Genomic DNA, 21,727 nt, shown 5'->3' with positions numbered 1-21,727 from the left:
CTACCCATGCTTGGATAATAAGTTCCACACTGTAATTATAGACACTAAAATGGAGTTTTGGTTAAATATTGATCAATTTGAATGTGTAAAGGAGGATTGGAACTACATTACGATTACCAGTATTTTGTTATCATCTATGTATGTACTAACTTTTTATGAACAGCCGCAGGCGATTTTTAGGGAGAATAAGTTATGCACTACTTGCACACCATGGTTCGAGTGACCAATTTAGATGAGTCTTTAGATTTTTATTGTAATAAGCTAGGACTGGTTGAAGTAAAACGAAGTGAACATGAGCAAGGGCGATACACCTTAGTTTTTTTAGCCGCTTCGGGAGATGTAGAGCAGGCTAAAAAAGCACAGGCTCCTTTACTGGAGCTGACCTATAATTGGGACCCTCAGCCCTACACCGAAGGCCGAAATTTTGGCCACCTAGCTTACCGCGTAGATAATATTTACGACACTTGTTTACGCTTGGGTAGGGCTGGTGTGGTGATTAATCGACCTCCGCGTGATGGCTATATGGCATTTATCCGTTCCCCTGATAACATTTCTATTGAACTACTGCAAAAAGGCGAACCTTTACCGCTCCAAGAGCCTTGGGCTTCTGCACAAAATGTGGGGCAGTGGTAAGGCAATAATCGTAGGCTGGGCGGGGTCAAGCCCAGCAAGCATCGTTTTTTATTCCCTAGAGCAATTCCTACTTAATGACTCACGGGAACTAGTAGGTTGGATCTCCTTCCAAGCCATTACCAAATTTCTTAACTTAATGGCACTGGTGCCTTGATGGATGTTTAGCAACCAATATGGACTATAATTTAAATAAGCTGGCGTCAACATATTTATGTTCGCACTCCTTATTTCTTACTATTCAAAATAGGTAAATGCCATGAACGACGATGGAAAAATGAAGGAATATAAAAGTTTTGATGAGTTTTATCCCTTTTATCTAAGCCAACATCAAAATATCATGAGTCAACGACTGCATTTTATCGGTACCGCCTTAGCCTGTTTATTTTTTCTATTTTTTTTATTCACCGGACATTTGACTTGGTTACTGCTCATGATTATTGCGGGTTATGGACCTGCCTGGATAGGACATTTTGTTTATGAAAAAAATCAACCCACCACGCTCGCTTACCCTATTTATAGTTTGATGGCGGACTTTGTCATGTTTTGGGAGGTCGTGCGTGGGCAAAGGAAAATATTTTAGGTCTGGTTTTCATTTTCTATTATCCCAAGCCAAAATCAATTCCTTTTGGCTTGGGTTGCCCGCTGTAAATAGACACCTTTTTTTGCTCTCTTTTTTCACCAATCATGTTTATCGCTAAATCCCACTGGACTTGTTCTACGCCATTAATTTGCCAAGCATCCCTAATTTGTGTAAGGTAGTTTGGTTTTTTTCGGTCGCAAGTCATGTTGCGTTTGTTTTTAGGGATAATTTTTCAAGGCGAAAAAATGAGAAAACAAAACATACTAAAGGGATGTGCAGTCGCAACCTTATTTTTAACACAAATAGCATATGCTGATTTTACTTTTTATTCTTCAACTCCAGATGCTTGTGAGCACTTGGCTGGACATTGGTCAGGAACCGGTACAGCGAGCAATTGGGCAATTGGGGAGTGTGTTTATCATGGAGTGGGCGTTATTAGTCCCTTAGATAAGGCCGGTAATTTTACCGTGGAAGTGGTTTCTCACAAGGATTCTGGAAGCTTTTTTTGTCCTTCACATAGTGAAAAACATTTAACTGGAACCTGTGTTAATGGAGTGACCATTATTCATACTGAATATGGTGATATTTCCGGTGATTTTTCTCAAAATTCGGGGACGGCTCAAGGCACTTTATCCATAACACCTGCGTTGAGGGTTAATGTCGTAATGCAATTTGATCGGGACAATTAACTATCGTTACAATCAGTCTCAGATATTATACTAAATTTCCAATAAGCACCTTTATGCCAATGACGTAGTTCTTGTGGTGTAGGGTAAAAATTTTGAATATAGCTAAGTATATGTTATTTTCATTTGGTTTAACTTCTTCATTTTAAGGATGATTTATATGCGTTCGGGCATTTCTGTTCTGAGCATCGTAGGAGCACTTTTGTATTCTTCTTTTGCGATTTCAGGTGAGTCGGGTATTAAGTCCATGCTCTCGGCTTATAGGCCAGTAATTTCTTTAACTGGCGGTTATGCCAATATGGATGCGACTGGTAAGACCTATTTTTTAGGAGATGATGAGAGCTTGTTTGCTTATGATTCCAGGGCTAATAACCGAAATGGAGGAATTATAGGTGGCTTTTTGGGGATGGAGCATTCATTGCCTTGGTATGGTTTATTGGCTCAGGCGGGGCTAGAGTATAACTATTTTACTCCTATCCAAATCCGCGGGGAGCATACTGTGGGTATGGAGCCAGATTATTCCACTTTGTATCATTACCATTATCAATTTCAAAGCCAACAATTTCTAGCATCATTTAAAATTCTCGCCACGAATGATAAATCGTTACATCCTTACATACAGGTGGGTTTAGGGGCTGCATGGAATAGAGTAGGGCGTTTTAGTGCATCAACCACCGAAACTGGGGGTATCAATTTAACGCCTTCTTTTAATGACCATACTGCGGCTGAATTTAGTTATAATCTGGGTGCTGGTCTTGATTTTGATATGAGCCAAAATGTTCGTATAGGGTTTGGTTATCGTTTTAGTGGTTTAGGTAATGCCTCTTTAACCGACGGCCAGATAGGTATAGGTGATTATATGACTCCAGTATCTTTTGCTGTAGGCATGCATCATGTTGGTAAAAACCAACTGATTGCGCAGATTAGTTATCTGAGATAAGCATAGCCTGGGTTAAGCCTCGCGCCGCCCACCACGAACAATAACACAATACACACGGTCATTTTATTTTGATTAAAACAGGATGTTATTCATGGGGAAAAAACAGAATTTAGTTTTACTAGTTGCCGCTTTTATAGCCAATCAGGCCGTTGCCGGCTCTACGTTTAATATTGTTCCTACGCCAGGAACCTCGTTGCCTACTACAGTGGTTCAGGGAAGTTCTGTTTCTGCCTATTACACGATTACTAATAATACAAGCGCTACCAGAGCTGGCTATGTCATTAAAGGGCTTCCTTCTTCTGTTGTGGCTCAAAATACAAGCAACGGTCATTGTCCGGCCGTATTTTCCTTAGCGGCAAAAGCAAGCTGCGTGCTGCAATTGGACATTACAGGGGCTGTTTCCAGTAATTTTGCTTTATGTAGAGGGGTAGCGTGTACTTCTTCAGCCGTTCCCTTGAATGTATCGGTAACTCCAGCCCCACCTCCACCGCCGCCACCGGGCCCGCCTCCTTTTTTTATTGCTGCAGGCCAATATAATACTAGTTCTGGGATAGCTCCCTTGATTGTGTATAGTACTGTTGCAGGAGCAACCTGGGCTTATCCTTTGGCATCACTTGCTAGCCTTGCAGCGGGAACTTATTTATATGGCGCAAGTTGTGTAGGAAGTTTTTGTGTTGTGGGTGGGGAATCGTCGCCAGGTCCTTTCTTGGCTATAAGCTCTTCCTCCGGACAGAATTGGACTGCTGTTAATTTCACGGCATTGCCGGTAGATTATTCTTCTAATGGTTATTTCAATGCTGCAGCATGTGCGAATTCTTTTTGTATTGCCGGAGGTGCATATCATAATGGTAGTATGACGGTGCCTTTAGTGGCAACAAGCACGGGTTTAGGAGCGAATTGGTCTTCTACCTATACTAGTGCGAATGTACCGTCAAATCTTAATTTTGGATATTTCACTAATCTGAGTTGTGGGAGTTCCGTATGCATTGCCATAGGAATATATTCTGGTTCTATTAATTATCCCTTAATTGCTAGGGGAACCAATCAAGGAACCCAATGGACCAATTCTGTGACTGCAAGTTCTCCATTACCTTCGGATTATTTGACGTTAAATAATTTTCCTGGCGCTGCTGCCAGTGGCACTAATTTTGTTGCGGCTGGAAGCTATTACCCAACGTCAGGAGATTTAAAACCCATAGTGATGTCGAGCGCTGATAACGGGGTGACGTGGAGTGTCTCTCTTACAGGTACAGTTCCAGTTCCTCCGCCTGGTTTGGTGTCTGGACAAATAAATGCCGTAAGTTGCAGTGGTAGTGTTTGTGTTGCCGTAGGAACTTTTAGCACCACTAGTGCGTATTATCCTCTAGCTGCAACCAGCTCAAATGCTGGGCAAACATGGTCTTATACTATTAATGCTACGACACCCCAGCTTCCCTCAGATTTTTTTGCTGGCAGTGATAATTATTTTTCTGGTGTGAGTTGTAGTGGCAATATTTGTATTGCAGTAGGTTCTTATTTAAAGGATTCCACAACTAGTTTCCCTTTATTAGCAGCAAGTTCTGATGGAGGAAAAACGTGGACTTATAGAATTAATAGCACTTATCCTGTATTAGTTGGCGATACTATGGAAGGGGGTAATTTCAATACGGCTTCGTGTCAAGGAGTTTATTGTATGGCTGCGGGATCATATCGGTCGACATCTGGAACTTCATATCCTTTAGTAGCGGTGAGCAGTGATGGGGGTGTCACTTGGGATTATCGAGTGGATGGTATTTCGCCTGCCTTGCCTGCAGATTATTTAAATGGAGGAACGTTTAATAACCTTGGTAGTGCTGCGGGTAGTGCCGCATGGATGCCTAATTCACTAAAGTTATTGTTAAATAATCGATAAGATAGACGGATATGGGATCTTTGGTTGCACATCAGTTTCTGAGCCGGCTCAATACCTTGTTGAGCCCGGCATCAGAAACATTATTTAGGCTACAACTCTTTCTGAATATCATAACGCCTTAAGATCTTTTCCGCTTCTAAACCATAAGCCCCAGAAGCTCCTGGAATGCCAGTAGTTAATATCCCACCATTACCCGAATCAAAAACGGGTGTTACGGGATTTACCGTAAATCCCCAATGTGTTGCATCTGCCATTTGCCCACTGCTCGTAATAGGGGTGCCATTGCCATTCACCACTAATACTATATTTCCATAAATTGTTGTTGGTGGTGTAAATATAATCGGATTAGCACTGGATTGGGGGGTAGTGGCTGTTGCATCATAGATGACTTGGTTAGTATTACCAATGAGTCTTGGCAGCGGGGTAATTTGGACTTGATAAATGGCTGCTGTACCAGGACCTGTGCCAGTACAAAAAGTAGTACGGTGTACTCCTGTAGATGCCCACCTGATGATAGTGACGCCCCCGTAAGCAAGACTTTTAACGGTGGTGCAGGGTTGACTATTGTTTGCATGATCATACACTTTGATCATGATGTTGGACTGCGTTAAGCCTGTATTACCTACGCCCCCATCACTACCAAGATTGTTAATTATGACTAATTGCCCGGTACTTGGGGTTATAGCAAAAATAGTTTGCGATCCAAGTAATGCAAAAAAAGCCGTTGATTTCAATAAATTATTTTTTATGCTCATATTTATTCTTAGTTAGAACAACCCATCGTTCTTCGCGGCTGTATGAAAAGGAATAATGCCATAATGTCGCATCTGTTTTTCAGCGCTTATGCCATAAGCTCCAACCGCGCCTGGAACACCGGTTGCATTTAATTCCCCTGTAACCATATCAAAAACAGGAGCGATTGGTGTTACTGTAAATCCCCAATTTGTTGAGCTCGCGGTTTGGCCAACGGTGCTGGGAATGCCACTGCCATTAATCACTAAGGTCATATTTGTATAAATAGTTGTTGGGGGAGTAAAGTCAATGGAATCTGCTGTTGCCTTAGGGACGCTGGTGTCGACTGTGGCATCATAAACAATGGTTATGCGGTTATTAATCAGCTTATTTAGTGGAGTAATTACTACTTTAGAAATGGCCGCAGTACCAATACCTGTACCTGCGCAAGAAGAGGCGCTATGGATGCCATTCGCCTGCCATCTAATCGTGGCAACGTTATAATATCCTAGTCGTTGGGCGGTGAAACAGGGGGTGGTCGGGGTATGAGTGTCATACACCTGAACCCTAAGGTTAGAGCGTGAATTAGTATGTGCATTAGCTGTAGTTAAATTATCCAAGCCGTTAATTATCACTAATTGTCCTGCATTTGGCGGTGCTGCAAACACAGGTGCACCCAAAACCAATAAGATGGCAACCATACTCGTTTTAAATAAATTTTTTTTTGCCGATTCCATGTTAAATGCCATTCATCCATAACTAATTGTTAACAATATCTTTTATGCAACAATTATTACTCTAGCACATGATTATTGATTTCGCAGCAAAGGCGGGCAAGAGGAAAAATGGGGCGGGGGTCTAAATCAAGCTTTGAAGTTTCTAGAGCCCAGTCACAAAATCTTTCCGTGCAATGAGGCCGCCGTGATGCGACCTTATCTTTAGTGAGTATTTAGCTCTTACTTTTAGATTCCGTAGTTACATTAAAATTTAGGAAGAGAGAAAAAATAAAACAAATCGTTTTGGGCGCTAATAGTAGTGTCTTGAGAGGAAATTATTTACTCAACATTTTCCAAACGCCACACCATTCTGGGTCAACCGGTTGTTCTTTCAGAATCTTGCAGCGTTCAATATACACGCTTGAAGGCTTATCATTAGGGTGCAAGATCAATGCGGCATTAAAACAAGAAATGGCCTTATCCCATTGCCCACTGTTATAAAATTCGATGCCATTATTAAAATGAGTGATGACATCAATTTGATGAGGGAATATTTGTTGATCGTAAAAGTTAATTACTTCATAAATCGAAACCGCTTTATTTTTGCCTTTAACAATAACCTTATCAATCGGACGCATACGGTAGGTAGATTTCAAGCGCTCATAGGTAAACTCACTAATGAGGATATGCGCACCATAGTGTTTGCATAGACTTTCAATGCGGGAGGCCAAGTTCACTCCATCACCAATCACTGTAAAATCCATGCGCTTATTCGAACCAATATTACCGGCTACTATTTTATCGGTATTAATGCCAATACTGTGATCTAACAGAGGCAAGTCACGTTCCATACGGCGTTGATTTAATTCATCCAAGGCATGCATCATGGCAATGGCGGCACGTAAGGCACGATCGGGATCGTCATCATGGGGGAAGGGGTTACCAAAGACCGCCATTACCGAATCGCCAATAAATTTATCTAACATTCCCCCTTCATTTTGAATGCAATCGACCATTAAGGAAAAATATTCATTCAATAATTTTACCGTTTCTTCCGCCCCCAGCGATTCGGAAATAGTGGTAAAATTGCGAATATCAGAAAAGAGGACGGTCGCAATGGTGCTGGTTCCCCCTAAAGAATAATCACTGGATTGCAATAATTTTTCAGTTAAATCGGGGCTCATATAACGCGACATAGTTGATTTCATGCGTTTTTCCGAACTAATGTCTTCAATCATAATCATGGTACCCAAACGCTCATTATTGGCGTTAATTAAGGGAACAATGGTAATGTTTGCCGTAATTTTTACATTCATTAATTCCAGCTCGACATCCACCATGACTTCTTGCCTTACTTGTGATGACTCATGATTGATGGTGGTTATTTTTTCGACCAAATTATTGGGATCATCGTTAAATAAGATGGAAATATCTTTTAACATCAATGGATTGAGGGAGGAGAGATTCAACATTTTCATCCCTGCACGATTACAGGTGACAATCTGGTTGTTGGTATTAATGGTTAATACCGTATTCGTCATACTTTCCAAAATACTTTCATTGTAATTTTTGATGCTTTGGACTTCATCAAAGAGCTTAGCATTCTCAATAGAAATAGATATTTGTGAGTTAATCGCTAGCAGTTGTGATTCATCATCAGAGTTAAATTCACCACGGCGTTTATTCAAAACCTGGGTAACGCCAATGACTTTACCATTCTTATTTTTTACCGGTGCTGACAAGATAGAGCGAGTAAAGAAACCAGTTTGGCGGTCAACCGAAGGATTAAAACGCAAATCGGCATAGGCATGCGGAATATTAATCACTTCCCCACTAGTAAAGGTGGAGCCAGCGATCCCTAAATGATTTGGGAAACGAATTTGTTTTTTGGCTAAACCAATACCGGCTTCGGTAAATAATTCATTGGTTTTTTCATCATTGATAAATAAAGTCGAACGTTCAGCATCTAATGCTTTGGTAACTGTATCGATGATTTTTTCTAACAATAAAGACAAATTAATTTCGGAAGAAACATTAGAAATGGTTTCCAAAAAATGTAAGTCTTTTTGATGACATAATTCGATTTGTTCAATGGTTAATTGATTTTGAATTGCCATTGCCGCATGTTCAGTCAGGGTTTGCACAAACTTAACGTCGGAGTCAGAAAAATTACCCTCAATTTTGTTAAGCATTTGCGTGACGCCAATGAGTTCATTATTAGCATTTCTTAGCGGCACACACAGAATACTTCGGGTTTGAAACCCGGTAATTTTATCTACTTGTTTGTTATGGCGCTCATCTTCATCAACGTCCGTTAAAAAAACCGCTTCATTGTTTTTGAAGGTCCAACCAGCAAGACCACTGTCGTTGAGAATTCTAATTTCGAAATGCAAATCTCCTTGCGCGATGAACGAATAAAGCTCATTGGTTTGTTGATCGTTCAAAAAGATGGTGCCCCGTTCACAGCCGATAACATCAACCGTGACGTCGATAAGCTTTTTGGTGATTTCCTTCAAATTAGACGTGGCTGCCAAATCACGATAGATCTGTGATAACAGCATGTAAAATTTTTTTGAATTCATATTCTTATAACGGACAACATCTCGCATTTTAATTTCTCAAAAAGTATTTTTCTGACTTTTAAAATTACACCAGAACTAAACTATTTAGTTTGGTCGTCAATGAAATTTCCTTTTTCTAGTATGCTTCTCAATTCCCTTATCGTTTCTTGCAGCTGATAAATTTCATTATTCTTATCTTTTTTTAATTCTTCTATATTCTTTAAATGCCGGTGTTTGATATTTTCCAACTCATTTCTTAATTCAACGATGGAGGTCTGGAGCTGGATAATAATCTGGTTATAATCTGAGCGCTCTTTCTCAATGCGTCGCTGCATCTCCATATGATTTGCTTCTAATTTCACTCGTAATTGAATGATTATGTCCTTGAGTTGTCTGTTTTCACTTTCCTCTGCTAACGCTGCCATACGACTAGTTCCCCACAGATTCACCATTGGTTATTATCCCGGGCGCACCATGGAACGATGTTGAGTTCAGATTACTTATCTTTATGCGTTGCTATAGTGCGGTTAGTTAAATTATAGCTCATTTTTGAGGGGGGGATGGGGGGAGATGGGTGTTCAAAAAAATATGCAAATTTTAAATCAAAATAAAAATCAAAGGTAGCACGGTTGCTAACAACCGGAACCATGAGCGCAGCGAATTAATTGGCAATAAGGCCACGATAAGCTAATAAACAACAGGTTTGACATTAAAAACACTACACTTTTGAAGCAATTGAATATGAATAAATATTCATATACCATAGCCTCAGCAAGTACCTAAATAAAGGATTATTATCATGCATCTTACAGTATTAACGGAAGTTTTTATGATCTTTTCCCTTTCATTAGTTTCTGCTTTGTCTATAGATTGCCCTCCTATATTTCGGCGGCTACGGCTCCTTCCAAGTATATCACTGTTTAAATACCAAACACTGAAGCAGTTTAAGGAGATATAAGGGCCTACATAGAGCTTATGCGGCCCGGTTAAAAAAAATGCAAATTATCTTCGGTCCATACATTTTGATATTAAATAGTATTGATTTTACATAATTAAGTTAATAAAAAGTAACATTTTCATTGACCTTGCAGTATCAATTTATTAGGATAGCCTTGGCTTGGAAGATGCCATGGAAAATACGGAATAAAATCATGAAGAATATATACAAGAACCAACTTATGGAATGCACGTTATCGCTAGTTAGCCAACATCGCACCTTTTTTTTTCTCATCCTATTTTTTCTCTACTTCATGTGTGACACATGAGTATTAAACCAAAAAATCATTAATTCACTTTACCGCTTGGTGTTGATGTGCCGGATTATTTTTGTTTAAAGGATTTCGTTGTGAAAAAACTAGTGTTGTTTTGTTTGATGTTGTTGTGCGGTGTTTGCAGGGCTGAGGGTTTTTACAAAAAATTTCACCCCCCTCAAGTTACCTTAACCTTCCCCCAAGGATTTCCAGCGACTATCTATAATGAGCAGGAGTTACGTGTTCCTATGCATATGAGTTATGTGCATATGCGTAGATACAAAGTATGGTCAAACGAGAACAATGGTCGTATTTATGTTAGCAATAAGGGAGGTAAATGCCCTGACGTTACGGGAGATAAAGCTACTTGGCACAGTGGTGAGTGTGATATGGAGGCTGTAATAACCGGAAACGGCATTGGTAATATTATTCAAGGTAGGATAGTGTATCGAGTATTTGGTGAAAAAGATGGTACATCTTTTGATCTTTCTTTTAAGACTCCTTTTTTTACAGTCACGGTAGTCCGTAGACCTTTATCAATGCAGGTCATTGCGCCGCAAATAGCCACCTTGGGTGTAGAATTTCAATATCCGTTAAGCAAAGCAGTAAATAATTATGGGGAAAGCGTTAGTAGTCAGGCCCCTGTGTTTCTAATGATGGGCGATGGAGAGGCTCCCGCCTTAAATGATATAGGATTGCATTTTGATAAAAATGACTTTTCCATCCGAGGATACCCTAGAAAAGCAGGTGAATTTAAATTTCATGTCGGGGCCACTAATGGACAGAGTAAAACAGAGCTCGTCCCGTTCACGATTCAGGTGAAGTATAATGAGGAGAATAAACCTCTCTTTAAATCGAAAGTTCCTATTCTTAGTGCCACGCCTAATCAAAAATATCAGCTCAATTTAATGACTTTGCTCGAAAAGGTGCCCGGATTTAATACCACCAATCAAGTAAGGTTTAAAATTGATGACAATTCTAAAGTCACGTCAGGACTAGCACTGAGTGCCGAGAATCATTTGGTACTTGAAGGTGAAGCAAACCCTGCATTGGCTGGAGATATGGCAATATTGACCGTTATTGCTACTTCTAATACAGGTGGCGATTCAGAGCCGTATAAACTGAGAATACCGGTGGCTTATGACTGCAGTAAAAGACCGAGTATCACGCTGTTTGAATTGGAACGGCGAGCCGGTAAGTCATTTTCTGCGGATTTATCTCAATACCTTAACGATCCCGCCCAAGACTCCTCTCTTGTGATCAGAGTTGATCAAGTCGAGCCGAAGCTTGAAGAAACTGATAAATATGCTTTTCAAATAGGGGTTGCTGCGCAAAATCCTAAAATGTTAGAAGGCTATATTCCTGAAAACGCGGTGGGTAAAAAATATTATATTACTTTGCATGCCAATACGCATACTGGCGGCGATTCAGAAAAAATAAGAGTCCCTTTGCAAATAAGTATCGACGAAGCCCTTACTCCTCAATTTAGGCAGGATAATCCACAACTACCCTTACTGATTCCTGGCCAGCCCTTTGCTCATGATTTTGTCGCCAATCGTGATGTATGGCCTGAATATGAAGATATGCCGTATGAAATCAGCTTTGCTGATGATTACACTCCGCCACAATGGCTAAAGTTGGAAGACAATAAACTTTTTTCAGTGGCCAATGTTCCAATGGCAACGAAAGATATAGAAGTTATTTTAGTGATTAAAAATATTCCCGGGGGCGTTTCAAAACCGATAACCCTGTCTTTAATCGTACCTTGATAAAAATGGATGTATGTTCAAGTTTGTGGCGAGACTCCACGGCTTGATGTGTATAAAAAAGAATAATTACGCGTAGGATGTATCATGACACAAACAATTACTGGCAATGGTTTAGGAATTTATGGCTCATCTATTGGTATGGGAGGCCATGCAACGCATGGTAGCGCCTCCTTAGGTCAAGGCGGTGAGTCGGCCTACGTTAATGCTGCTAATGGCAACTTAATTCTACGACACTCCGATGGTTTTCTCGCGGATATAGGTTTTGGCTTTGACTTATTGCAAACCTATAACTCCTTAGGCGAACGGGGTGGCTCCTGGTGTTTTAACGTGCAATCGCGGATTGAATTGCATGGCGAGGCAAACCACGAGGGTTCTTATGTTATTCGAATTGGTGAAGATGGACATCGGGCTCGTTTTAACTGGAATGCTACCCGTCAGCACTATGTATCTGAAGAGGGCGGCACTGCTAATTTGCGCTTTACTGCCAATGGATGGATTTATAAGGATGGCAATGCCAAAACGACCTATGAATATGATCGCAATGGCCAGCTAATGCAAATTAGCGATCAAGATAATCATCACCTTAAATTTAACTATGTTGATGGGCATTTAAGCTCGATTGTTAGTACCAGCGACCGGCAAAAAGTGACTTGGACATTTAACCGCGGTTTACTTACCGACATCACAACGACCAGTGATACGCAACAAGTGCACCACCTACATTACGATTATGATGAGCACCAGCGTTTACATAAAGTCAGCCGTGATTTAGGCGATGGGAAAATCTATTGGATAACCTATGACTATGTAGGCGATTCTAACCGTATTAGTTCAGTAAAACAGTCTGATGGTACAGTCTTAAATATTGAGTATGATGCTCAAGGACGAGTGCATAAACTAATCGATGGTGAAGGGCGCTGTACCACCTATATCTATGAATCAGGGCATACTACCTTAACCAATAGTCTTGGGGAATCTTGGACCTATTTTTACGATGAGCGTGATCGCTTGATTGCGGTAGAAGGCCCAGAAAATTATCGTATTAGTTACCGTTATGAAGGAACTCAATTAATCAGCGTTATTCAAGGTACGCAAGTATGGCATTATCGTTATAATGAGGCAGGCGATTGCATCTACATCCAGGAACCTAATGGGCAAATAACGCAACGTAGTTTTGATGCAGACCATCATTTGCTTTTAGAAACTAGCTATCAGGCTTTTGATGGTAATCACCATCCCATTAAGCCGAAAACCACGCGTTATACTTATGATGCACAAGGGCATTTACGTTTTCTTATTGCTGTGGATGGCATCGTTACTGAATATCGTTATAATCTTCAAGGGCAATTGGCGAGTAGTCGCCGCTACCTAAAGGCTGCTTATAACATAAGTTCTTTAGGCGAAGATCTCTGTCTCAGTCAGGAGCAGATGGAGAAATGGAGTGCCCAGCAAAACCCCCAACAAGTCAGTTTAGTGGAGTACAGCTATGATTGGCGCGGTCAATTAAGTGAGGAAACTCATTATTCTCATATAACGGCAGAAGGCCTTGGCATTTTGGATGCACAAGCCACTCGCAGTCATATGGTGTACGATGCCGCTGGACGGTTGCGTGAGAAAAGCACGCCAACAGCAAATGGCTGGAGTACCACCTATTATTTATATGATGATTTGGGTCGCTTAACGCAAACTATAGATAATCAAGGACACACACAAAATATTAACTATGATGATGCCCATCAACAAATCATCCAAACCGATGCCAATGGTCTACAAACAATAAAAATCTATGATCGTAGCGGTTTGCTAATTGCAACGCATTGTTTGCATATAAATCATGATTTTGGTACCACCTCGTACCAGTATGATGACGCTGGTCGGTTGATTTCTGAAACTGGCGTAGACGGATTAAACATTTTTTATTTTTATGATGCTCAAGGCCGTTTAAATGCCAAGGTAAATAAACAAGGCCAACTAACAAGGTACTCGTATAACAAGGAAGGCTTGTTAGTACAAACTCATCAATATAGCCAACGAATAAGCACTACAGGTTGGTTGGAGCATTATCCTGCTTTTGCATCCATTATCCCAGTTAGCAATAAAAACGACAGCATTAGTCAAATAATTTATGATGAATATCAGCGAGTTGCTTACACTGTTGACGTGACAGGAGCCGTGATTGGCTATACGTACAATGCTGAAGGAAAAATAGCCAGTAAAACAGCATACGCACAACGCTTGACGGATTATCAGCCTGAAACATTGCTATCTAAAACCTCATTTAATCTAAGTTCTAGCGCCACGGATCGCCGCATTCATTATTATTACGATCTTAATAGTAATGTTATTGCTGAGCTGAATGCCGAAGGCTATGTGAGCGAATACCGTTATGACCGTCAGGGCCATGTGATTGAAACCATTCGTTATAGCCAAGCAATCACAAACGAATTGAGCGGAGATTGGCAACTGGATAAGCCCAGTGCCCAAAGCACGGATATTCATACGTACACTTTTTATGATGCACAAGGACAAAAAATTGCTAGCGTTGATGGCGAGCGCTACCTTACCGAATACCGCTATGATGCGAATGGCCAGTTAATCGAACGTATTGCTTATGCCACCGCAATTGCATCTGCATTTAAACTGAGCAGCGAAACTCTGGAAATGGTTCGCCCGCAGCAACATGGTAACGATCATCATAGTTATTATAGCTATAATGATTTGGGGCAATTGAGTGAAGAGAAATCTCCAAATGGGTTAATCACCAGATACACGTATAACGAGATAGGATTGCTCATTATTAAAAGCCGCATGGATGCACGTACTCAAGCCATAAGAGAACAACGATATCGTTATGATGCTTTAGGACGAATTATTCAGGAGTTGGATGAATTAGGTTGTGCTAAACTCAAGCAGCAACAATCATTAACGAATGAGGCTATTGAACAGATTTGGCAGGAGCATAGCATTCATTATACTTATGATAATGCCGGATTACTGCGCTCCAAGATAGACGCGCTACAGCGCACGACTCGCTATTTTTATAATGAATATGGTCAGCTGCAATTTACTGTTAATGCGCAAGGCGGCATCGTAGAGACTCGGTATAATGCCTTGAATCAAATTGAATACACTCGTAAATACAGTGCACCACTATCATTAAAGAGCTTGGATAGCGTAACGCTTAAAGATATCCAGGCTTATTTAGAACAGGTAAAAGACGAGCATTTTGATGAAACTACTTGGTATGAATATAACTCACTCGGTCAGGTAATCGCTCAACACAAGGGAGCAAAAGGATTAGTGACTTCCGAATATAATGCTTTTGGTGAATTGGAACGAAGCATTGAAACTATTGACGCGACCCATGCTAAAAGCACGCAATATAGTTATGACCGACGTGGTTTCTTATTGCAGCGAACTGACGATCTAGGCGGCTTAAATCGGTCAGTACAAATGTATTACGATGCCTTTGGTTTTATGGATAAATTTATTGATGGACGTAAAAATACTACGCTCTATAAATGGAATAAGCGTGGGGAGCAAATTAAGATTTTTAATCCTAAAAATAAATTTAAAATAATTGGTTATGATGCTTTTGGTCGGATGGTTTCAGAAACAAATAATTTACAAAGAGAAATCAAGCAGTATATCTACGACGATCAAAATAATAAATTAACCCTGAAAGACTCTCGTCGAAGCTCAGAAATCATCACCGAATTTAATGCTTTTGGTGATAAGCTAAGTTTGATTGATGGCAATAAAAATAGCACAACATTTACTTACGATGAACGAGGTTTACTCACCCGCGTAGATGCTCCGGAAAATACTTCTAAAACTTATCATTATGATGCTGCCGGACAATTGCAGTGGCAAGAGGATTCGGGGGGGCATAAAATTGCGTACACTTATGATGCTCAAGGCCATGTTCTTACCAAAACCATTGATCCAGAGGGACTGAATCTGGTTAGTGAATATGCCTATGATGCTATTGGTCGACAAATGCAAATCACCGAAAATAAACGAGTAACCCAGTTTACTTATAATGATCAGGGATTATTAGTTAAATCCTGTGTTGACCCTAAAGGATTAAATCTCATTACCGACTACAGCTACGATGCACGAGGGCAGTTGTTACGTAAAACGGAATTGAACCGTAATGGGCATGACAAGGTAACTGCTTACACCTGGGATAATTTAGATCGCTGTACTGCTACCATTCAAGATCCTGACAATTTGTGCCTCAGAACTCAGTATCAATACGATGAAAATGATAACCTGATTTGCCAAACGGATGCTCGCGGCAATAGTATCTATTACGTCTATGATGTGAATAATCAATGCCGTTATCAAATCAATGCGCGCGGAGTCGTTACCGAGCACATTTACAATGCAAATGGTTGTGAAACACAAACCATTATTTATGCTAAGCCAATAAAATTAGGGGAAAACTACTCTGAGTCGAGGCTCAGTGCGGTGTTGGTCAAGGATGCTAAAGATCAATATACCTTTCGCATCTGGGATGTTGCCGGCCGTTTGGAAAAATTATTTGATGCTTTAGGTTATGCTACCGAATATGCCTATGACCACAATGATAATGTTGTCTGCATAACGAAATACTCCGTACCTGCTTCTATAGAAGATTTAAAGGTAGGTAGGATTGCCAAGTTAGATCATACAAAAGCGCGCTATGAACATTTTGCTTACGATGGTTTAAATCAGCTACGTTTTCGTTCTAATAACGGATATGTGACTGAATCACAATATGATGTCTATGGTCAGGTTATTGCACGCATCCAATATATGATGCCCGTTGCTTTTAATAAAGAGAGTGCAATTGATCTAAACTACTTCCAGGAAAATTGCGCAAGCAATAACCAAAATAAAATAACCCGCTATGCCTATGATCAAGCCGGTCGCATGACCATAGAGCTCAGCCCTCAAGGCATTGCCAAATCCTATACTTACAACGAATTAAACCAAGTCATTTCCAGCACGCGCTACGCCACCCTAATCACGGGCGATAACGCCACCAGCTTAGCCTTAGATACCCTGGTGCATAGCAATCAAGACCGCAGTAATTATTTTGTATATGATACCGCAGGGCGTGAGCGCTATCGCATCAGTGCCGAGGGGCAAGTAGTGGAGCGCCGATATGATGACGTCGGTAATGTACTTTCACAGATTACCCACGCCCAACGAGCAACTACATTAAAAGACAAAACGTTAACTGGCTTAGATGCTTTTTTCGCCACCGACAGCAAAGCACGCAGCAGCACTTATAACTATGATGCCCTTAGCCGTTTAGAAAAAGAGGTGAATGCCAATAATCTGGAAACCAGTTATCAATATGATAGTAATGGCAATGTATCGAAAAAAATAGAAGCGAATAAAGCCGAATGGACTTATTCTTACGATGAGCTAAATCGGTTAACCGAAACCGTTTCCCCTAAAGTAACGGTAATGGACAATCAGCATCAGGTAACCTTGCGCTCACGTATTACCAAAACAGAATATGACAGTTTTGGTAATGTGATTAGTGAAACACGTGATGCCGAAGGTACTGCCCTAAAACGTTGCTTTGAATACGACGCGATGAACCGCCTCACGAAAACGATTTATCCCAGTGTTAAAGTGAATAATGCAAGCCAGGCTAGATCCGCAGAGCGCCAAGAGGTCAGCAAAGACTTGAGTGAGCTTACGACCTACAATGCCTTTGGAGAAGTAATCGCTCGCAGTGACCGCGCTGGTCGTTGGCAGCATTTTGCTTATGACACGCAAGGCCAGCTCATTTATCAGGTAGACACTCGTGGTGGCTTAACTCAATATGATTATGATGCTTACGGTCGAGTAACCCACAAAATTCGCTATGAAAGCCAGGTGGCATTGGATGAATACAGCACCGAGGAAATTGCTCAAGCGCGTCGTAAAGGTGATGCGGATCGTACAGAGTCTTATTACTATGACTTAGATGACCGCCTCATTGAAACCACACGCGATGCCGTGCTTACCTATAATCCTCGGGATAAAAAGTACAGCAAAGTGCTGCCAAGTACACGCAACGAATACAACGCTTTTGGTGAGGTTGTTAAAACAAGCAAGCGGATTGACTCCAGCCGTGATGCGGTGACCATGATGTATTATAATCAGGATGGGCAACAAACCGCACAGATTGATGCGGAAGGATACCTGACGACGTATCAACTTAATGCGTTTGGTGAAGTAGAATTCTGTACCGAATTTGCCTCGCGTACGCAAGCAGCCAATGTTAATGAATATTCTCCCCCAGCAACTCATAGCAAAGATCGCACAGTAAGCTTTACTTATGATGCTTTAGGACAAGTAACCTCTAAAACCCTAAAAAATGTAGAATTTTCCCGTTTAGTTAATGGTAAGTTAGAAACGATACGCCAGGATATTCCTACCTATTACCGCTACGATGCGATGGGGCATTTAGTTGAAACTACGGATGCCAAAAACAATACTGCTTATTGCTATTACGATGCTTTAGGCCAGTTAACGGCGAAAATAGGCCCCGGTCAACAAACCCGTGCAGCGACGACGTATTACTATGATGCCTTAGGCAACTTGCTCCAAACTCATAAATGGGCCAATGGAGCGGAGTTAACTGAGAATAAGGGCTTTGTGGTAAAAGGGGCTTCTGCTGCCGACCAAGTAAGTTCTGCGGAATTTAATGCCCTTGGTCAGGTGATTAGCGAAACTAATGCCATAAACCATACCGTAAACTACAGCTATGATGAGGTCGGAAATTTAGTACGCAGTTTCCAAACGGTGACTCGAGTTGATGGCTCAAAACAAGTCCGCGACGTGCGTTATGTGTATGATAGTACAAATAATTTAATAAAAACCTGCAGCTATAAAGAAAATAATCAGCAGCATATAGAGGAGGCGCGCTATAATATTTTTGGTGAAATGACAGACAAAGGGATGACCGGTGCACTTCATATTCATATTGATTACGATCTTTTAGGCCATGCATGGCGTTCCAATGTACAAGGTTATTATCAAATTTTCCTTTATGATGCCGCAGATGAAGTAACGCAGATTGTCACTTCGGCCAATGGTTTTCATCCGCAAGGCGGCGAGCGTGGGACTAATTTAGGCGACGATTATTTTAAAAGTTGCATGGACTTCGATAATGGCAATTTGCACCAACAACTACAACGGCAAAATAATACCTATGATGCTTTAGGCCACCTGCTTTCCCAAACCCGAGAGTATACCGTAGATGTCCTAGATAAAGATGGGCTGCGTAATGTCGTGGAGTCAAACCAAACCCAAACAGTCGATCGTTGGGGAAATATGCTCTCCCATACCAATGCTTTGAAATACACCACCAATTATGAATACAATCTGTTTAATCAAGTCACTAAACAGGAGCTGCCCGAAGTTTCCTTCATGAATGCACAAGGTGTAAAAAGCCGTATTAAGCCAGTGAATACTTTTGCGTATGATGAATTAGGGCAAGTGATTGCAGCGATTGATACCAATAAACATATGACTACAAGGGCTTATGATGAGGAAGGACATGTGGTCCGGGAAACCGATGCCAAAGGAATTTCAAGAATCAAGAAGTATAATCTCCTAGGACAATTAAGCTCCTCTGTGGATGGATTAAATGGCATCACCGAATACAGTTACGATCGTGAAAATCGCCTCACTCAAGTGCGTACTTACAACAGCCAAAAGGAGCTACGCAAGCAAAAATACGCTTATGATGAAGCAGGGCAATTACTTATTCAGGAAAATGGGGCCAATGACAAAATAACCTTTGCCTACGATACACTTGGCAACCAGATAAAAAGAACAGATGCTCGTGGACTTACTACCTCCTATGACTACGATGACTATGGACATAAAGCCAAAGAAACGGATGCGAACAAAAAGCAACAAACCTGGAATTATGATGCGCACGGTCATTTACTGTCGCATACGGATTTAGGCAATCGCACCACGACTTATAAATACAACGTCAATGGACTACTACTTCATGAGTCTTCTACTAGTGGTAAAGAGATTTATCGTCAATATCAAGGCGATGGGCAATTAATTACTTACGAAGATAAGGCCAGTCAGGAAACGGTCCGTTACAGCTACGATCTGGAAGGGCAAATGCGCAGTAAGATATCCAGCCGCTCCCAAAGCAATAAAGACAATTGGCTCTACGAAACCGACTTCTACAACTATGACGAGTTAGGACGTTTAGCCTCCTTACGTCGCGGCAATCCCGATAATTTACCCGACGCAGATAAATCCTTACTTTGGGTCGACTACGATTACGATGAGGCAGGCAATATCCGCCATACTGCAGTACAAGCCAAAGCAAATGGCACCCGCTCAGGCTCAGCCAGTGACGCTTATTATCTATACGATGAAAACAACCGCATGACCCTAAATAAAGGTGAACTGCAAAATGGACAAATTGTTCTCGGCGCCAAAGGAAGTCGCCTGACTTACGATAACGCGGGCAATGTAAGCGATGCAGAAAGTTATGAGAAAGGAACGTTAGCGAAATATCACTACGATTATGATCAAGCCAATCAGTTAGTTCAAGCCTTGAAAAATGGGACGAAGCTCCAATCTAAACAGTACGACTTAGCCGGACGTGTCACTGAAGAACATGCATATGACAATAAGGGCAATAAATCACAAGTTACCATTCTTACTTACAAGGACGGTTTACTAACGCATCAATCGATCCGCGACCATAAGGGTAATGAGAAATCCTATGTGAATTATGCGTATGATGATGCAGATAACATTACCGATATGGTAATTACCAATAACGGTGGCTCTCAGCATAAAGACGGCTCTACCATCGCCCATAAGTACACGTACGAGTACTGGGATAGCTACCAGCAAAAGACTGATTCAGTAACCATAACAGCCAGTAACAGCAAAGGCCCATCCTATGGAAGCAATACTCGTAACTACGACCAAAATGGCTTATTAAACAATGTTGTGGATTCCTATGTAGATAAAAATAACCACTCCTCCAATATTAAGTATTTATACAGCTCTATAGATGGCTTGCGTGCCCGACAAGACGGCGATGGTTCTTCCACCAGCTATCTATCCATAGCAGGAAAAACCATAGGTTCCCTTCGCGTCGATGCGGTAGGCAAACAGGAACTGGATATCTACGGCGGCTTTACCCCCACTGGAGGCCCCACGGGCCGGCATGTTAAATTGAGCAAAGAGCTACAAGGGATGATGGGTGAGCTCATGTCCATGATTGGCGTAACAGAAGATCCCTTTAACAAAGCACCTACTCCAATAGAGCTTCCACAAGACACCATTGGTAGCTATACCTTAAAATCAGGCGATAGCCTAGAATCAATAGCTCTACAAGTCTACGGAGACAGCAGTTTATGGTACCTAATTGCTGACGCCAATGGCATCAGCGATCGCGGCGCAGTCGCAGGACGAGACAGCCAGCTCTACATAGGCCAACGCCTAACCATTCCCCCAGCAGCAACAGGACAACACCACACCCAAGCAACACACCGCATCTTAGATGCGAATAAAATGCTCGGCAACACCAGTGCGAACGCCGCGATGCCCACGCCAAAACCCCCGAAACCAAAGCATGGGAATTTCTGGGGCAAGGTAATTGTTGCAATTGTTGCAACCGTTGCAACTGTTGTAACTGCTGGCGCGTTTGCCCTGGGTATGGGGGCCACTGGTTCTCTATTTTCAGCAGGACTATCCGCATTGGGGGGAGCTATTACTGGCACGGCCGGTGTTGGCTCTGTGCTCGGCGTCGGGATTGCGGCAGGCTTCATTGGCAGCATAGCGGGCCAAACAGCAGCCAATCTTATGGGGATGCAAAGTGGTGTTGATTTTGGCGGGGCATTGATATCCGGTCTGGCCACAGCCGCTACCGCAGGCATAGGCTATGGCTTAAAAACTATAGGGACTCTTAAAAACCTATCAAATAGTATAGGCAGG

12 protein-coding genes are annotated in these 21,727 nt (G+C 41.5%); 7 read left to right on the top strand and 5 right to left on the bottom strand.

The features are described 5' to 3' along the window. The first annotated feature begins 192 nt into the window (after positions 1-192). Both E1P08_RS05445 and E1P08_RS05440 read left to right on the top strand, forming a co-directional pair. Positions 193-633, top strand: coding sequence for a VOC family protein (locus E1P08_RS05445; RefSeq protein ID WP_133136021.1), 441 nt, complete (start codon positions 193-195; stop codon positions 631-633). 256 nt (positions 634-889) lie between these two features. After that, positions 890-1,213 carry an Mpo1-like protein gene (locus tag E1P08_RS05440; RefSeq protein ID WP_133136020.1) on the top strand — a complete coding sequence of 108 codons (324 nt, stop codon included), beginning with the start codon at positions 890-892 and terminating at the stop codon, positions 1,211-1,213. A gap of 19 nt (positions 1,214-1,232) precedes the next feature. Here E1P08_RS05440 and E1P08_RS05435 read toward each other — a convergent pair whose 3' ends face one another. After that, positions 1,233-1,418: a hypothetical protein gene (locus tag E1P08_RS05435; RefSeq protein WP_133136019.1), complete on the bottom strand. Its 186-nt coding sequence runs from the start codon at positions 1,416-1,418 to the stop codon at positions 1,233-1,235. 40 nt (positions 1,419-1,458) lie between these two features. Between E1P08_RS05435 and E1P08_RS05430 the strand changes: the two genes are divergently transcribed. The 3 genes from E1P08_RS05430 (at position 1,459) to E1P08_RS05420 (ending at position 4,730) form a co-directional block, all read left to right on the top strand. Beyond that, a complete protein-coding gene (locus tag E1P08_RS05430; RefSeq protein WP_133136018.1) occupies positions 1,459-1,902 on the top strand; it encodes a hypothetical protein in 444 nt (147 codons plus the stop codon). Positions 1,903-2,059: 157 nt separating this feature from the next. Continuing rightward, the gene (locus E1P08_RS05425; RefSeq protein ID WP_165485099.1) at positions 2,060-2,839 is read left to right on the top strand and encodes an outer membrane protein; all 780 of its coding nucleotides are present in this window, start codon (positions 2,060-2,062) and stop codon (positions 2,837-2,839) included. Positions 2,840-2,930: 91 nt separating this feature from the next. After that, positions 2,931-4,730 (top strand): sialidase family protein, encoded by a 1,800-nt coding sequence (locus E1P08_RS05420; RefSeq protein WP_133136016.1) that lies wholly within the window; start codon positions 2,931-2,933, stop codon positions 4,728-4,730. Between the two features lie 89 nt (positions 4,731-4,819). On the opposite strand, the gene E1P08_RS05415 is transcribed toward E1P08_RS05420, so the two are convergent. The 4 genes from E1P08_RS05415 to E1P08_RS05400 form a co-directional block, all read right to left on the bottom strand. Further along, on the bottom strand, positions 4,820-5,485 hold the full coding sequence (locus E1P08_RS05415; RefSeq protein ID WP_133136015.1) for a hypothetical protein: 666 nt from the start codon (positions 5,483-5,485) through the stop codon (positions 4,820-4,822). Positions 5,486-5,497: 12 nt separating this feature from the next. After that, complete coding sequence (locus tag E1P08_RS05410; protein WP_242602383.1) at positions 5,498-6,199, bottom strand: hypothetical protein; 702 nt, start codon at positions 6,197-6,199, stop codon at positions 5,498-5,500. 314 nt (positions 6,200-6,513) lie between these two features. Then, positions 6,514-8,760, bottom strand: a complete 2,247-nt coding sequence (locus tag E1P08_RS05405) for a GAF domain-containing protein (RefSeq protein WP_242602382.1) — start codon at positions 8,758-8,760, stop codon at positions 6,514-6,516. 80 nt (positions 8,761-8,840) lie between these two features. Further along, positions 8,841-9,164 (bottom strand): hypothetical protein, encoded by a 324-nt coding sequence (locus tag E1P08_RS05400; protein ID WP_165485098.1) that lies wholly within the window; start codon positions 9,162-9,164, stop codon positions 8,841-8,843. Positions 9,165-10,084: 920 nt separating this feature from the next. Here E1P08_RS05400 and E1P08_RS05395 point away from each other — a divergent pair. Continuing rightward, entirely contained in the window at positions 10,085-11,758 is a 1,674-nt protein-coding gene (locus E1P08_RS05395; protein ID WP_133136012.1) for a hypothetical protein, read from the top strand. 84 nt (positions 11,759-11,842) lie between these two features. Beyond that, the coding region (locus E1P08_RS05390; RefSeq protein WP_133136011.1) for a LysM peptidoglycan-binding domain-containing protein at positions 11,843-21,727 on the top strand (9,885 nt) is incomplete at its 3' end.

This window comes from Legionella rowbothamii (genome assembly GCF_900639985.1).
Lineage (GTDB): Bacteria > Pseudomonadota > Gammaproteobacteria > Legionellales > Legionellaceae > Legionella > Legionella rowbothamii.
Note: the sequence above shows the minus strand (reverse complement) of the source record. Positions and strands in the feature narration are given on the sequence as shown.